Origin of the sequence: Kitasatospora sp. NBC_00374 (assembly GCF_041434935.1) — a bacterium.
Classification (GTDB): domain Bacteria; phylum Actinomycetota; class Actinomycetes; order Streptomycetales; family Streptomycetaceae; genus Kitasatospora.
Genome location: NZ_CP107964.1, coordinates 3,302,846 through 3,317,410 on the forward strand (window position 1 = coordinate 3,302,846; position 14,565 = coordinate 3,317,410).

The 14,565-nt window shown below is 73.6% G+C and carries 12 protein-coding genes and 2 tRNA genes; 9 read left to right on the plus strand and 5 right to left on the minus strand.

Going from position 1 to position 14,565, the window contains the following annotated elements; genetic code table 11:
* Nucleotides 1-190 precede the first annotated feature (190 nt).
* From OG871_RS14705 to OG871_RS14720, 4 genes are all read left to right on the plus strand, one after another.
* Nucleotides 191-1,174, plus strand: coding sequence for an ABC transporter permease (locus OG871_RS14705; RefSeq protein ID WP_371503311.1), 984 nt, complete (start codon nt 191-193; stop codon nt 1,172-1,174).
* The gene (locus OG871_RS14710; protein ID WP_371497215.1) at nt 1,174-2,118 is read left to right on the plus strand and encodes an ABC transporter permease; all 945 of its coding nucleotides are present in this window, start codon (nt 1,174-1,176) and stop codon (nt 2,116-2,118) included. Before OG871_RS14705 ends, OG871_RS14710 begins: the two co-directional genes overlap by 1 nt.
* Entirely contained in the window at nt 2,115-4,151 is a 2,037-nt protein-coding gene (locus OG871_RS14715; RefSeq protein ID WP_371497216.1) for a dipeptide ABC transporter ATP-binding protein, read from the plus strand. The genes OG871_RS14710 and OG871_RS14715 overlap by 4 nt, the downstream gene beginning before the upstream one ends.
* Before the next feature lie 228 nt (nt 4,152-4,379).
* Nucleotides 4,380-4,453, plus strand: a tRNA-Lys gene (locus tag OG871_RS14720).
* A 95-nt stretch (nt 4,454-4,548) separates the two neighbouring features.
* Here OG871_RS14720 and OG871_RS14725 read toward each other — a convergent pair.
* Nucleotides 4,549-5,379, minus strand: a complete 831-nt coding sequence (locus OG871_RS14725) for an alpha/beta fold hydrolase (RefSeq protein ID WP_371497217.1) — start codon at nt 5,377-5,379, stop codon at nt 4,549-4,551.
* 146 nt (nt 5,380-5,525) lie between these two features.
* On the opposite strand from OG871_RS14725, the gene OG871_RS14730 reads away from it, so the two are divergent.
* A tRNA-Lys gene (locus OG871_RS14730) sits at nt 5,526-5,599 on the plus strand.
* Nucleotides 5,600-5,671: 72 nt separating this feature from the next.
* On the opposite strand, the gene OG871_RS14735 is transcribed toward OG871_RS14730, so the two are convergent.
* Both OG871_RS14735 and OG871_RS14740 read right to left on the minus strand, forming a co-directional pair.
* Nucleotides 5,672-5,872: a hypothetical protein gene (locus OG871_RS14735; RefSeq protein ID WP_371497218.1), complete on the minus strand. Its 201-nt coding sequence runs from the start codon at nt 5,870-5,872 to the stop codon at nt 5,672-5,674.
* Nucleotides 5,873-6,019: 147 nt separating this feature from the next.
* Nucleotides 6,020-6,844 (minus strand): hypothetical protein, encoded by an 825-nt coding sequence (locus tag OG871_RS14740; RefSeq protein ID WP_371497219.1) that lies wholly within the window; start codon nt 6,842-6,844, stop codon nt 6,020-6,022.
* Between the two features lie 203 nt (nt 6,845-7,047).
* On the opposite strand from OG871_RS14740, the gene OG871_RS14745 reads away from it, so the two are divergent.
* Both OG871_RS14745 and OG871_RS14750 read left to right on the plus strand, forming a co-directional pair.
* Nucleotides 7,048-9,324: a transglycosylase domain-containing protein gene (locus tag OG871_RS14745; protein ID WP_371497220.1), complete on the plus strand. Its 2,277-nt coding sequence runs from the start codon at nt 7,048-7,050 to the stop codon at nt 9,322-9,324.
* A gap of 114 nt (nt 9,325-9,438) precedes the next feature.
* Complete coding sequence (locus tag OG871_RS14750) at nt 9,439-10,482, plus strand: DMT family transporter (protein ID WP_371497221.1); 1,044 nt, start codon at nt 9,439-9,441, stop codon at nt 10,480-10,482.
* Here the strand turns inward: OG871_RS14750 and lepB are convergent.
* Together lepB and OG871_RS14760 are read right to left on the minus strand one after the other, a co-directional pair.
* A complete protein-coding gene (lepB, locus tag OG871_RS14755; protein WP_371497223.1) occupies nt 10,449-11,141 on the minus strand; it encodes a signal peptidase I in 693 nt (230 codons plus the stop codon). The two genes, OG871_RS14750 and lepB, sit on opposite strands and share 34 nt — an antisense overlap.
* Nucleotides 11,142-11,247: 106 nt before the next feature.
* On the minus strand, nt 11,248-11,595 hold the full coding sequence (locus tag OG871_RS14760; protein WP_371497224.1) for a chorismate mutase: 348 nt from the start codon (nt 11,593-11,595) through the stop codon (nt 11,248-11,250).
* 264 nt (nt 11,596-11,859) lie between these two features.
* On the opposite strand from OG871_RS14760, the gene OG871_RS14765 reads away from it, so the two are divergent.
* Together OG871_RS14765 and OG871_RS14770 are read left to right on the plus strand one after the other, a co-directional pair.
* Nucleotides 11,860-12,285, plus strand: a complete 426-nt coding sequence (locus OG871_RS14765; RefSeq protein WP_371497225.1) for an OsmC family protein — start codon at nt 11,860-11,862, stop codon at nt 12,283-12,285.
* A 336-nt stretch (nt 12,286-12,621) separates the two neighbouring features.
* Nucleotides 12,622-14,562: a putative bifunctional diguanylate cyclase/phosphodiesterase gene (locus tag OG871_RS14770; protein WP_371497226.1), complete on the plus strand. Its 1,941-nt coding sequence runs from the start codon at nt 12,622-12,624 to the stop codon at nt 14,560-14,562.
* Nucleotides 14,563-14,565 lie beyond the last annotated feature (3 nt).

Consider the following 14,565-nt stretch of genomic DNA (forward strand, 5'->3'; position numbering starts at 1 on the left):
TCCTGTCCGTACCCGTCTGATCGACTGTGACCTGGGCGTTCGCCGGACCGGTCGGACCGCCCCGCGACGCACCCCTGGACGACGGACCCGCCGTGCCGTACAACTGCTGCGCGAACCTGCTGCAACCACCCCTTGAGCGAAGGCGAACGATCATGTTCACCAGGTGTGCGAACCGCTTCGGCGGCCGGCCGTGATCCGCTATCTGGCGAAACGGATCGGCTACTACGCCGTTCTGCTGGTCGTCGCGGTCTTCCTCGCCTACGCGCTGTCCTGCACCGCGCTCGGCCCCCGCGCCTACTTCGAGGCCAAGCAGCCCCGGCCCTCGGCCGCCGCGGTCGACCGACAGCTCACCGCGCTGAACATCAACGACCGCACCCCGGTGGTGGAACGATTCGCCACCTGGGCGGACGGCCTGGTGTTCCACGCCGACCTCGGCCGGACCATCCACAACACCTCGGTCAACGAGGAGTTCGGCCGCCGGATCTGGGTCTCGCTGCGGCTGCTGCTGGTCGGCAGCCTGCTGGGCATGGTGCTCGGGGTCGCCGGCGGCGCGTGGAGCGCGGTCAAGCAGTACCGGCTCTCCGACCGGGCGCTGACGCTGTTCTCCTTCGTCATGCTCTCCACCCCGGTCTTCCTGGTCGCGCTCTTCCTCAAGAACGGCGCGATCGCCGCCAAGGACGCGGCCGGCCACGAGGTGATCCCGTTCACCGGGTACGAGACGCCCAACCTCGCCGGCGGGCTCGGGGCGCACCTCGGCGACTGGGCGCTGCACCTGCTGCTGCCCACCCTGTCGCTGGCCCTCGGCGGGCTCGCCACCTACAGCCGCTACCAGCGCTCCACCATGCTGGACGTGCTCGGCTCCGACTACCTGCGCACCGCCGAGGCCAAGGGCCTGACCAGGAGCAGGGCGCTGCTCAAGCACGGTCTGCGCACCGCCGTGATCCCGATGTCGACCATGTTCGCGTACAGCTTCCTGGGCATCTTCACCGGCGCCGCCTTCACCGAGACCATCTTCGGCTGGCACGGCATGGGCGAGTGGTTCATCCAGGCGATCAACGAGCAGGACATCAACGCGGTGGTCGCGGTCAACCTGTTCGCCGCCGTGGTGATCCTCGCCGCCGGCTTCCTCGCCGACGCCCTGCACGCCGCCCTCGATCCCCGGGTCAGGTACTGATGGCCACCACCGTGCTCACCGACACCGCCCCCGCACCGGCCGAGGAGACCGCCCCCACCGGGCGGATACGGCTGGTGCTCACCCGGCTGAGCGGGGCCCGCGGCGTGCTGGTCGGCGCCGCGATCGTGCTGCTGCTCTTCCTGCTCGCCTTCCTCGGCCCGTACCTGACGCCCTGGGACTACGCCACGCCCAACTACACGGCAATCCGTCAACCCCCGTCCGCCGAGCACTGGTTCGGCACCAACGGGATCGGCCAGGACGTCTTCGCGCAGACCGTGCGGGGGCTGCAGAAGTCGCTGGTCATCGGCCTGCTGGTGGCGTTGTTCTCCACCGTGCTGGCCTCCCTGGTCGGGGCCTGCGCCGGCTACTTCGGCGGCTGGGCGGACCGGGCGCTGATGTTCCTGGTCGACCTGATGCTGATCTTCCCCAGCTTTCTGATCATCGCGATCGTCTCGCCCAAGCTGCGCGGCACCGGCTGGCTGGCCTTCGTCCTGCTGCTCGCGCTGTTCAACTGGATGATCACCGCCCGGGTGATCCGCTCGATGACTCTCTCCCTGAAGGAGCGCGAGTTCGTCCGGGCCGCCCAGTTCATGGGGGTGAAGCCGTTCAGGATCATCCTGCGGCACATCCTCCCGAACGTCTCCTCGTTCCTGATCATCGACGCCACCATCGCGGTCGGCGGCGCGGTGATGAGCGAGGCCGCGCTCTCCTACTTCGGCTTCGGCGTCCGCGCGCCCGACGTCTCGCTCGGCACCCTGCTCGCGGCCGGCACCGGCGACGCCCCCGTGTTCCCCTGGCTGTTCTACTTCGCCGCCGCCCTGCTCGTGCTGTTCGTGCTCGCCGTCAACCTGGTCGGGGACGGGCTGCGCGACGCACTCGACCCCACCGCCGACGCGGCCCGCCCCGCCCGTACCTCTCGTCGTCTGCGCCGGAGAAACCCGTGACCCCCGCCCTGCTCACCGTCCAGGACCTCACGGTCGACTTCGGCCCGTCCCCCGCCGTCCGCGGAGTCGACCTGGAGCTCCGGCGCGGCGAGACCCTCGGCATCGTCGGCGAGTCCGGCTCCGGCAAGTCCGTCACCGCGCTCGCGGTGCTCGGACTGCTGCCCGGCACCGCCCGGGTCGGCGGCTCGGTCCGGCTGGAGGGCCGCGAACTGGTCGGGCTGGCAAGCCGGGAGCTGGCCCGGATCCGCGGCCGCAAGGTCGCCATGGTCTTCCAGGACCCGCTCTCCGCCTTCACCCCGGTGTACCGGATCGGCGACCAGATCGCCGAGGCCGTCCGGATCCACCAGCCGCTGGACCGCCCGGCCGCCCGCAGGCGCGCCGCCGAACTGCTCGACCTGGTCGGCATCCCCGACCCCGGCCGGGCGCTGGACAGCTTCCCGCACGAGTTCTCCGGCGGGATGCGCCAGCGCGCCATGATCGCGATGGCGATCGCCAACGACCCCGACATCCTGCTCGCCGACGAACCCACCACCGCCCTGGACGTCACCATCCAGGCCCAGGTCCTGGAGGTGCTGCGCACCGCCCAGCGCGAGACCGGCGCCGCCCTCGTCCTGGTCAGCCACGACCTCGGGGTGATCGCCGGAATGGCCGACCGGGTCGCCGTGATGTACGCGGGCCGGGTGGTGGAGACCGCGCCCGTGGACGAGCTGTTCGCCCGGCCCCGGCACCCGTACACCCTGGGCCTGATCGGCGCCGTCCCCAGGCTCGACGGCCGCGGCGGCCCGCTGGTCCCGATCCCCGGCCACCCGCCGGCTCCCGGCGAGGGCGGCCCCGGCTGCCCGTTCGCGGCCCGCTGCCCGCTGGTCGAGGAGCGCTGCCGCACCGCCGAACCCCCGCTCGCGGGCGACGACGGCCACCGGGCCGCCTGCGTACGCGCCGCCGAGCTGGCCGAGCGCGCGCCGGCCCCCGGCGAGGTGTACCCGCTGCCCGAGCTGCCCGCCCCCGGGCCGGCCGTCCCACGCGCCGAACGCGGACCGGTGCTCGCCGTCAGCGGGCTGACCAAGACGTTCCCGCAGCTCAAGGGCGCCGTCTTCAAGCGCAAGGTGGGTGAGGTCTACGCGGTGGACGGGGTCGACCTGGACATCCGGCGCGGCGAGACCCTCGGCCTGGTCGGCGAGTCCGGCTCCGGCAAGTCCACCACCCTCTACGAGCTGCTTAGGCTGACCCGGCCGGAAGCCGGCCGGATCGAACTGCTCGGCCAGGACACCGCCGGACTCGACCGGGCCGCCGCCCACCGGCTCCGGTCGAAGCTGCAGATCGTCTTCCAGGACCCGATGGCCAGCCTCGACCCCCGGATGCCGATCGGCGACATCATCGCCGAACCCCTGCACGCCCAGGCCGCCCCCCGCGACCTCACCGCCCGCCGGATCCCCGAGCTGCTGCGCCAGGTCGGCCTCGACCCCGCGCACGCCAACCGCTACCCGCACCAGTTCTCCGGCGGCCAGCGCCAGCGGATCTCGATCGCCCGGGCCCTGGCCGTCCAGCCCGAACTGCTGGTCCTGGACGAGCCGGTCTCCGCGCTGGACGTCTCCATCCAGGCCGGCGTGCTCAACCTGCTCCAGCGGCTCAAGGCCGAACTCGGCCTGGCCTACCTGTTCGTCTCGCACGACCTCTCGGTGATCCGGCACCTGGCCGACCGGGTCAGCGTGATGTACCTCGGCCGCACGGTCGAGACCGGCGCGGTCGCGGAAGTCTTCGAACGCCCCCGGCACCCGTACACCCGCGCACTGCTGTCGGCCGTCCCACTGCCCGACCCGGCGGCCGAGCGGGCCCGCACCAAGGTGCTGCTGGCAGGCGACCCGCCGTCGCCCACCACCCGCCGGCAGGGCTGCCGGTTCCGCGCCCGGTGCCCGGTGTACGCGACGCTGGACGCCGGCCGGCGCACCCGCTGCGAGCAGGACTCCCCACCCGCCGTCGAGGCCGGGCCCGGCCTCGACCACGTCGCGGCCTGCCACTACCCCGAGGGCCGATAACCGCTACGGGTCAGCCGCAGCCGAGAGCACCGCCGTCCCGGCGGCCGCGGTCGTGAGCAGGGCCACCCTGGCCCGGCTCGGTGTCCGCAGTCTGCGATGACCACCCGTGTGCTCGCCTCCGGTCGCCGTACACGCCCCCGCACCGGGGGTACGCCCGGGAGGGGCCGGAGGTTCCCTCCCGAGTTGAGCCGGGCGACCGGCGGCGTGTAATGTTCCGCAGGTCAGCAGGCGCCGCTAGCTCAGTTGGTTAGAGCAGCTGACTCTTAATCAGCGGGTCCGGGGTTCGAGTCCCTGGCGGCGCACAGCAAGACAGACGCGAGAGGCCGTCCTTCCTTCGGGAAGGGCGGCCTCTCGCGTTGTCGCACCCCGACCCGGCCGGCCGCTGCGGGCGCCGGGCTCAGCGGTCGGCCGGCTCGCCGAGGATCGCGGCGGCCACCTCCGCGGGCCGGTCGAGCATCAGCAGATGGCCGGCCGGCCCGGCGGTGCGGAACTCCCCGCCCAGCAGGGCGGCCAGCTCCCGCTGCCGGGCCGGGCCGGCTGCCGCGCCGCGCCGGTCGGCGGCCACCACCGCGACCCGGGTGTCCGGCAGCGGCCGCCGCGCGCGCAGGGCGACCAGCTCGGCCGCGGTGTCGAGGTAGGCGGTGTTCTCGCGGAGCACCGAGCGCAGCACCCGGCCCGGCCGGTAGCAGCGCCGCACCAGCGCGGCCGCAACGGCCTCCCGGCCACGGACGGAGGCCACCCGCACCGCCGCCCGCCGGGTCACGGGGCCGCACAGGTACGGGAGGGCCGCGGCGGTCAGCACGGCGGCGGCAGCGCGGGCGGCCCGGTCCCGCAGCTCCCGCGCCGGGGCGGGCCGCGGCCGGCTCTCCACGCTGGCGTCCAGCAGGACCAGGCCCGCCGTCCGTTCCGGGTAGAGCCGGGCGAAGGCCTCGACGTGGAAGGCCGCGAGCGAGTGGCCGACCACCGTGCAGGGGCCGGTCAGCCCCAGGGCCGTCAGGACCTGCGCGATCCGGTCGGCCTCGCCCGCGAGGTTCGGCGGCTCGGCCGAGGGCGCGCTCAGCCCGTACCCGGGCCGGTCGAACCGGACCACCGTGCGGTGCGGGGCGAGCAGCGGCACCACCAGGTCCCAGTCGAACCAGCAGCCGCCGAGGCCGCTGCTCAGCACACAGACCGGCCCGCGCCCCTCCCGCAGGACGTGCAGCGGCAGGCCGCCGATCCGCAGGATCACCGGGTCGCCTCGCGTTCCGGGCGGCAGGGTTCGTCGAGGGGCACCTCCGCAGCCTAAACGGCCGGAATGCGCTCGTCCCGGACCGGTCGCCGGACACCCCGTCCCGACCATCCCCGCGAACCGTGTATTGTTTTCCCCGTCAGCACGCGCCGCTAGCTCAGTTGGTTAGAGCAGCTGACTCTTAATCAGCGGGTCCGGGGTTCGAGTCCCTGGCGGCGCACCGACGGTCGAAGGCCCCCTCGCGAGAGCGAGGGGGCCTTCGGCGTTCCCGCGGCGGCGTCCACGACCCGGCTCAGCCCGGCAGGTAGCGCTCGGCGGCGGGCGAGACCCGGGGCTGCTCGGGTCGGGACGCGGCGCGCCGGTCCGTTTCCGCGCCGTACTCCACGCCCCCCTGCCGGGCGTAGCCGCCGCCGTAGTCCAGCCGGACGGCGTCGGCGACGAGCGCGGCCAGCGGCTCGGCCGTGCGGTGCTCGCGGCTCTTGCGTCTCAGCATGGTGGCTCCTCGGCCGAATCCGGATCGGTGCCCTCGCTCGGGTGCCCGACAGTGTCGTCCGACACGGCGGCCTTATCCGCTCCACACGCCGTCCGACCCGGTCGCTGTTCGGTAACGACGGCCGCCCGGCCCGGGCCGCGCGGGCCCCTACCGCTTCAGCGAGCGTGCGAGCGAGGCCTTGAGCGCGGCGACGAAGGCCTCACGGACGGCCGGTTCCAGCAGGTCGAGGGAGAGGTACGGGTTGAGGTCCTCCAGCTCCACCAGCAGCAGCCCGCCCTCCGGGGTGCGGCAGGCGTCGACGCGCTGGATGCCGTGGTCGAGGGTGTTCCAGTCGGCGAACCGCTGGGCGAAGGCGAGATCCGCGTCGGTCGGCCGGTGGACGGCCAGCTCCCATCGGCGGTCCGGGTCTGGGGCGTACAGGGCGTACTGGAAGACCCGGTCGACGAAGTAGAACGAGACCTCGTAGCGGAACGGGATCCGCGGCTGGACGAGCGCGCCGGTGAGGTCGGCCGCCGCCAGCTGCTCCCGGGGGACGAAGGCGAGCCCGACCGAGTCCGCGCCGAGCACCGGCTTGACCACGTACTCGGGGACGGTCGGCAGCCGGTCGAGGTGGTCGTGGCGGTCGACGGTCGGTATCACCGGGTGGCCCTCGGCCGTGAGGTCCAGCAGGTACTGCTTGCCGGCCATGTCGCCGCGGCCGGTGAGCGGGTTGTGGACGAGCGTGCCGCGCTCCAGGGCGGCGGCGCGGAAGGCCTGGTACTCGGCCTGGTAGTGGATCACCGGGCCGCTGTTGCGGACCAGCACCGCGTCGAAGGAGTCCATCAGGGCGACGGCGTCCCGGGGGTGGCAGAGGGCGACGGCGAACTCCTCGCGCAGCCGGTCCGAGAGGTAGACGTCCTCGTCGCCGTAGCGCCGGCCGCGCGCCGGGTAGCTGAGGTCGGTGACGTACAGGAGGCTCGGCCGGCTGGTCATGGTGGTGCTCCCGGTGCGCTGGATCGGGTGAGTTCCGGCACCTTACCCGGGCCGGAGGGCGGGCCTACCAGGGATTTTGCCCACGAGTGGGAAGAATTGGGACATAGGTCACCAACACCTGCGAAGTTGATCAGGCAGGATGGATCGGTCCATATCGTCAACCGGGTGAGCGACCGTCACGGGGCTCGCAGGGAGGTTCTCCGGTGCCCCGAACAACCGAGCAGGCCGGCCGCCGCCGACCGCGTGCCACCCGCCGCCCCCGCCGGACCGGCTGGCGCCGGCTGATACCGACGTGGCGGATGACGCTGGCCGGGCTGGTCGCCTCGACGCTGCTCGGCGTCGGGCTGTTCGTGCTGGGGATCACCCTGGTCAAGGTGCCGGACGCGCACGCCGCGGCGACCGCGCAGAGCAACACCTGGCTCTACCAGGACGGCTCGCTGCTCACCCGGACCGGCCAGACCAACCGCCAGAACGTCGGGCTCGACCGGGTCTCCCCCGCCGCCCAGCACGCGGCGCTGGCCGCCGAGGACCGGAGCTTCTACAGCGAGGGCGCGGTCAACCTCAAGGGCATGACCCGGGCCGCACTGGCCACGGTGTCCGGCGGCGGCACCCAGGGCGGCTCGACCATCACCCAGCAGTACGTCAAGAACACCTACCTCAACCAGAAGCAGACCGTCGGCCGCAAGGTGAAGGAGGTCTTCATCGCGATCAAGGTCGACGCGACGCAGAGCAAGGACGAGGTGCTGGCGGGCTACCTCAACACCTCGTACTACGGGCGCGGCGCCTACGGCATCCAGGCCGCCTCGCAGGCCTACTTCGGGGTCGACGCCGCCCAGCTCACCCCCGCCCAGGGCGCGTACCTGGCGGCGCTGCTGAACGCGCCGAGCGCGTACGACGTCTCGACCGCCACTCCGCAAGGCAAGCAGAACGCGCTCGACCGCTGGAACTGGGTGCTGGACGGCATGGTCCAGGAGAAGTGGCTGTCCGCCGAGGAGCGCGCCGCGATCACCTTCCCCGAGGTGCTCAAGCCGCGCAGCGCCCCCGGCCTCTCCGGCCAGGCCGGCTACCTGGTGACCGCCGCCACCGACTACCTGACCTCGCACGACATCGTCACCGACGCGCAGCTCGCCCAGGGCGGCTACACCGTCCGGCTGAGTGTCGACCCCAAGCGCCAGCAGCAGCTGCAGGACGCCGTGGCCGACCAGCTCACCGCCAACCTCAAGCCGGACGCCCGCAAGCCGGACGCCGCCGCGCAGGCGGGCGCCGTCTCGGTCGACCCGAAGACCGGCGCGGTGGTCGCGCTCTACGGCGGCGCCGACGCGACCAAGCACTGGATCAACAACGCCACCCGGCAGGACTACCAGGTCGGCTCGACCTTCAAGCCGATCGCCCTGGCCGCCGCGCTCGACAGCGGCGCCCGCACGCAGTCCGGCCAGCGGATCACCGCCGACACGGTCTACGACGGCGCCAACCGCCGCCCGGTCCAGGGCGGCCAGGGCGTCCCGTTCGCGCCGAAGAACGAGGGCGAGCGCGGCTACGGCCCGATCACCCTCCAGCAGGCCACCGACTGGTCGGTGAACTCGGTCTACGCCCAGCTGGCGCAGGACGCCGGTCTGGAGACCGTCCGCTCCACCGCCGTCGCCCTCGGGCTGCCCGCCGACACCCCGGGGCTGAAGGCCCAGGGCGCGATCCCGCTCGGCGTGGCCTCGCCGAGCGCGCTGGAGATGGCCGGGGTCTACGCGACGCTCGACAACGACGGGCAGCAGATCACCCCGTGGCTGGTGGGCTCACTGGAGCACGGCGGCGAGCAGATGGCCCTGCCGGAGCACAAGGTCACCCAGGCGGTCGGCAAGCAGACCGCGCGGACGGTCACCTCGATCCTGCAGGGCGTGGTCTCCGACTCCGGCGGCACCGGCTACCGCGCGCAGGAGCTGGGCCGGCCGGCCGCGGGCAAGACCGGCACCACGGACGACGCCAAGTCGGTGTACTTCGTCGGCTACACGCCGGAGCTGGTGACGGCGGTCGGCCTGTTCGGCCAGGACCCGGCGGACGGCGCGCAGGTCTCGCTGAACGGCGTCGGCGGGGCCGGCAGCGCCGCCGGCGGACGGTTCCCGGCGCAGATCTGGACCCAGTACATGAAGTCGGCGCTGGCCGGTCAGCCGGTCAGGTCCTTCCCCACGCCGGCCGCCGACCGCAGGCCGCCGGCCGTCACCCCGCCGTCGACCCCCAGCAGCCAGCCGCCCGCCCCGGCGGACACCCCGTCCCCGACCCCCACGCCGTCGGACCAGCCCTCCTGGGGCGCCGACCGCAACTCCGGGCCGGGCCGCAACCCGGGCCGCTCACCCTCGGCCGGCAGCTCGCCGAGCGGCGCCCCCGTGAAGCCCGGACGGGCCTCGGCCACGCCGGGCACGGACAGCGGGAGCGTCACCGACCAGTCGACCGCGACCGGCCGGGCCACCCGTCCGGTCCCGGCCGGGTAGTCGGCACCGCGGTCGCGAGGCAGGGCCGCGACAGGGCTGCGGCAGGACTGCGGCAGGACCAAATCGCTGGATTGCACCTTACGTAGACCGTGTGCCGACTGGCACAATGCGCAGGTGCACAGCTCGACACCCTCCTCCCGCAGCTCGGCCCGCTCCCTCGGCCTGACCCTCGCCCTCGTCTCCGCCTTCGCCTTCGGCGGCTCGGGAACGGCGGCGAAACCCCTCATCGAGGCCGGTCTCTCGTCCCAGCACGTGGTCTGGCTGCGGGTCGCCGGTGCGGCGCTGGTGCTGCTGCCGCTGGCCTGGCGGCACCGGGCGGCGGTGCTGCAGCGGCCGGGGGTGCTGATCGGCTTCGGCCTGCTCGCGGTGGCCGGCGTCCAGGCCTGCTACTTCGCCGCGATCGCCCGCATCCCGGTCGGCGTCGCCCTGCTGATCGAGTACCTCGGGCCGCCCCTGCTGCTCGGCTACGTCAAGTTCGTCCAGCGCAGGCCGATCTCCCGCGGCGCGGCCGTCGGCGCCGCCGTCGCGGTCGGCGGCCTGGCCTGCGTGGTCGAGGTCTGGAACGGTCTGGGGTTCGACCCGCTCGGCGTCCTGTTCGCCCTGGGCGCCGCCTGCTGCCAGGTCGGCTACTTCGTCCTGGCCGACGCCGGCCGCCGGGGCGAGCGCCCGATCGACCCGCTCGCCGTCAGCGCGTTCGGGCTGCTCATCGGCGCCGTGGTGCTGACCGCCTTCACCCGGCCCTGGACGGCCGACTGGGGGGTGCTGGCCGGACAGGTGACCATGAACGGCCACCACCTGCCCGCCCTGCTGCCGGCCGCGTGGATGGTCCTGGTGGCGACCGTCCTGGCCTACCTGACCGGGGTGGTGGCCGTGCAGCACCTGTCCCCACCGGTGGCCGGGGTGGTCGCCAACCTGGAGGCCGTGGTCGCCACCGTACTCGCCTGGGTGCTGCTCGGCGAGCATCTGGGGCTGCCGCAGCTGGTGGGCGGTGCGATGGTCCTCGCGGGCGCGTTCGCCGCCCAGAGCAGCAAGCCGGCGGACGACCCGGCGCGGGCCCTCGACCAGGCCGTGGCCGTGACCGGATCAGACCCGCTACCGCCCACCGGCGCGGACGAGCTGCGGGATCAGCGGCCGGTCCAGCCGAACCAGTCCAGGTGACCGAGCGGCCAGACCACCGCCGAGGCCGGTCCGACCACGTCGGACACCGGCACCGCGCCACCGGCCGGGCCGTCCCGGTGGTACCGGGAGTCGGCCGAGTCGCTGCGGTGGTCGCCCTCGACCCAGAGGTGCCCCGCCGGGACGGTCAGCGGGCCGAAGTCCAGGCCCGAGCATGAGTCGTCCCCGGCGTGCAGGTAGGGCTCGCTGACCGCCCGGCCGTCCACCGTGAGCGTCGTGCCGTGGCACCCGACGGTCTGCCCGGCCGTCGCGATCACCCGCTTGACCAGGTAGTTGTCGTCCTTCGGCGGAAGGAGGCCGACGAAGCTCAGGGTGCCGCCGACCGCCTCGGAGACCGGGTTGCCGTCCTCCGGCTGCGGGGGCAGCCAGCCACCGGGGTCGCGGAAGACCACCGGCTCGCCGTCCTCGGGCTCCCAGCCGAACAGCGGGGCCAGCTTGTTGACCGCCACCCGGTCCCCCACCCGCAGGGTGTTCTCCATCGACCCGGTGGGGATCGAGAACACCTGGAACAGGCAGGTCTTGATGAGCAGGGCGACCACCAGGCCGACCGCGACCATGCCGGGGATCTCCACCCACCAGGGCCGTCGTCGTCGGGCGGATGCCGGGGACTGCTGTTCAGCTGCTGCGCCGGGCTGGGTCACGGATCGGGCCGCCTGCGGGGAGAGGGTGGGAGAACAGCACGCTAACGCCGACCGGGATCCACCACGAAATCTCGTCCTTATCCGGAGCCGACACGGCCCGGGCCGGTCAGTCGCCGAGCGGTTCGCCGGCGATCGCCTCGTGGTGCCTGATCACCTCGGCGATGATGAAGGTGAGGAACTTCTCCGCGAACACCGGGTCCAGGTGCGCCCCGGCCGCGAGTTCGCGCAGGCGGGTGATCTGCTCCCGCTCCCGGGCCGGGTCGGCCGCCGGGAGCCGGTGCTCGGCCTTGAGCCGGCCGACCCGCTGGGTCGCCTTGAACCGCTCGGCCAGCATGTGGACCACCGCGGCGTCGACGTTGTCGATGCTCTGGCGCAGGCTGGTCAGCTCGGCCCAGACTTCCTCGTCGACCTTCTCCGAGGCTGGTGCGGAGGAGTTCGTGGGCTGATCCGTCATCGGGTGGCTCCGGGTCTGGCGGGTGGCGCTGGCGGGCTGGTCGGCGCCCGGCCGACCCCTGGACGGTCGGGCTCGGGCCCCGGCCAAATCTAACAGGGGCCGCCCGGCGGGCCGCTGTTTTCCCGCTGGTCGTCCGGCATGTGGAACGTCTTCGGCGGCCCGTGCCCCAAGGCGCCGTGGCGCCCCCGGTCGCCCCGTAGGCTGGTCCCCGCACCACCGGAAGTGACGACCCAGCAGTTCCCTCAGCACAGGAGGTACCTGATCGTGGCAACCACCCGCACCGCGCACACCGAGTGGGAAGGCAACCTGCTCGAAGGCAACGGCCTGGTGACGTTCGACTCCTCCGGCATCGGCCAGTACCCCGTCTCCTGGCCGGCCCGCACCGAGGCCGCGAACGGGAAGACCAGCCCGGAGGAGCTGATCGCCGCCGCGCACTCCGCGTGCTTCTCGATGGCGCTCTCGCACGGTCTGGCCGGGGCCGGCACGCCGCCCACCAAGCTGACCACCAAGGCCGACGTGACCTTCCAGCCCGGGACCGGGATCACCGGCGTCCACCTCACCGTCAGGGGCGAGGTGCCCGGTCTCGACGAGGCCGGCTTCGTGAAGGCCGCCGAGGACGCCAAGGCGAACTGCCCGGTGAGCCAGGCGCTGACCGGCACCACCATCACCCTGACCGCCGAGCTCGCCTGAGCGTCCGTCGGCTCCTCGCACCGCCCCCGGGACCGCATCTGACGGTCCGTCCCGGGGGCGGCCGCGTTCCCGGGGGCCGCCTCGCGGGAATCCCGCGAATCACCCTGGCGGCGGTCGCCTCCGGTTCTTCCCGCCGCCTATGATCAGCGGCAGTGGCCTGTTCGCCGCCGAGTGCGCCCCGCACGCCGTCCCGATCACCTCGGGCCGGGCCCGCGGCGCCGCCGGCTCCGGGAGCCGTCCACCCCGGTACGGGCAGCCGACCGGATCAGCGTGAGCAGCGGACGGGAGCGTGCCGTGCCGGGCCGGAACGAGGGGGCCGACGGATCTCGCCTGGGCGTGCGGCACGAGGCCGGCCACCGGGCGCACGAGGCGCACCCCGCGCCCGATCCGCACCAGTCGTACGACAGCGCGCCGGCGACCTGTCCCACCTGCGGCGCACCGGTGGGCGGGGGCACCCAGCGGCTGCTGTCGGCGCTGCGGGCGAGCGAGTCCCGGTTCCGGGCGGCGTTCGCGGACGCCGGGATCGGCATGGCGCTGATCGACGCCGACGACCACATCATCGAGGCCAACCCGGCCTTCGCCGCCATGATCGGTCGCGAGGTCGGCGAACTGGTACGGATGCACATCCACCAGATCATCGACCCGGAGGACACTCCCCGGCGGCTCTACCTCGAACTGCTGCGCGGCGAGACCGACCGGCTGCGGGTGGAGAAGCAGCTCAAGCACCGCGACGGCAGATCCGTGTGGAGCAAGGTCACCATCTCGCTGATCCGGGACGGCTCCGGGCAGCCGCTCTACACCCTGGCCATGGTCGAGGACGTCACCGAGCAGCGCCTGCTCGGCGACCGACTCGCCTACCAGACCCTGCACGACCCGCTCACCCGGCTGCCCAACCGGGCCCTCTTCTTCGAACGGCTGGACACCGCGTTCCAGGCCGCGGCCGCCCAGCAGGCGGCGGCCGGCGGGGACGGCCCGCGGATGGGCCTGTGCTACGTGGACCTGGACGGGTTCGCCGCGATCAACGAGATGCTCGGGCACCACGTCGGCGACCAGCTGCTGGTGGCCGTCGCCGAACGGCTGGAGAACCGCTTCGCCCTGGGCGCGGAGCGGGACGCGGCCCCGGGCGAGGACCGCATGCTCGCCCGGCTCGGCGGCGACGAGTTCGCGCTGCTGATCACCGGCAGCCGTGGCAGCGAGCAGCTCACCGAACTGGCCGCCCAGCTGGTCGAGGCCCTGGAGCAGCCCTTCGAGGTGGCGGGCCACCAGCTGACGGTGACCGCCTCGGTCGGCGTGGTCGAGCGGCCGGTCGACCAGACCACCCCGATCGACCTGCTCCGGGACGCGGACTCCACCCTGTACTGGTCCAAGGCCGACGGCCGGGCCCGCTGGACGCTCTACGACCCGGACCGCGGCGCCCACCAGCTGACCCGCCAGCGGCTGGCCTCCGCACTGCGGCCGGCCCTGGAGCGCGGCGAGTTCACGGTGGAGTACCAGCCGCTGGTCGGCCTCTCGGACGGCGCGGTCCGCGGCGCCGAGGCGCTGGTCCGCTGGCAGCATCCCCGGTACGGCACGCTCTCGCCGGACCGCTTCATCCCGCTCGCCGAGGAGTCCGGGGCGATCGTGCCGCTGGGCCGGTGGGTGCTGGAGGAGTCCTGCCGGCAGGCCGTGCAGTGGCTGGCCGAGTTCCCCGACACCGAGACGTTCGTCAGCGTCAACCTGGCCGCCCGGCAGATCTGGGACTCGGACGTCGTCGCGGACGTCGCCCAGGTGCTGGAGACCACCGGCCTGCCCGCCCGGCTGCTCCAGCTGGAGATCACCGAGAGCGCGGTGCTCGGCCCCGGCGGCCGCCCGTTGCAGGCCCTGCAGGCGCTGGCCGACATGGGCGTGCGCATCGCCATCGACGACTTCGGGACGGGCTACTCCAACCTCGCCTACCTCTCCCGTCTCCCGGTGCACGTGCTCAAGCTGGACGGCACCTTCATCGAGGGCTTCCGTGACTCCACCGGCCCGTCGGCGGGCCGGGCCGAGGGCGACCCGCTCGCGGACGACCCGGAGCGCCGGGCCCGCCGGGACACCGCGGACGAGCAGATCGTCGGCGCGATGGTGCAGCTCGCCCACGCCCTGGGCCTGACGGTCACCGCCGAGGGCATCGAGAACGCCGCCCAGGCCGAGCGCCTGCGGCTGACCGGCTGTGACACCGCGCAGGGCTGGTACTTCGCCCGGCCGGGCGAGGCCGGGGTGGTCGCGGCGATACTGCGCGAGGGCCGCTCGTCCTGAGAC

Coding starts and splice junctions, on each gene's coding strand:
- OG871_RS14735 (WP_371497218.1), bottom strand. CDS start 5,872: ATGCTGAGACGCAAGAGCCGCGAGCACCGCACGGCCGAGCCGCTGGCC.
- OG871_RS14710 (WP_371497215.1), top strand. CDS start 1,174: ATGGCCACCACCGTGCTCACCGACACCGCCCCCGCACCGGCCGAGGAG.
- OG871_RS14760 (WP_371497224.1), bottom strand. CDS start 11,595: ATGACGGATCAGCCCACGAACTCCTCCGCACCAGCCTCGGAGAAGGTC.
- OG871_RS14740 (WP_371497219.1), bottom strand. CDS start 6,844: ATGACCAGCCGGCCGAGCCTCCTGTACGTCACCGACCTCAGCTACCCG.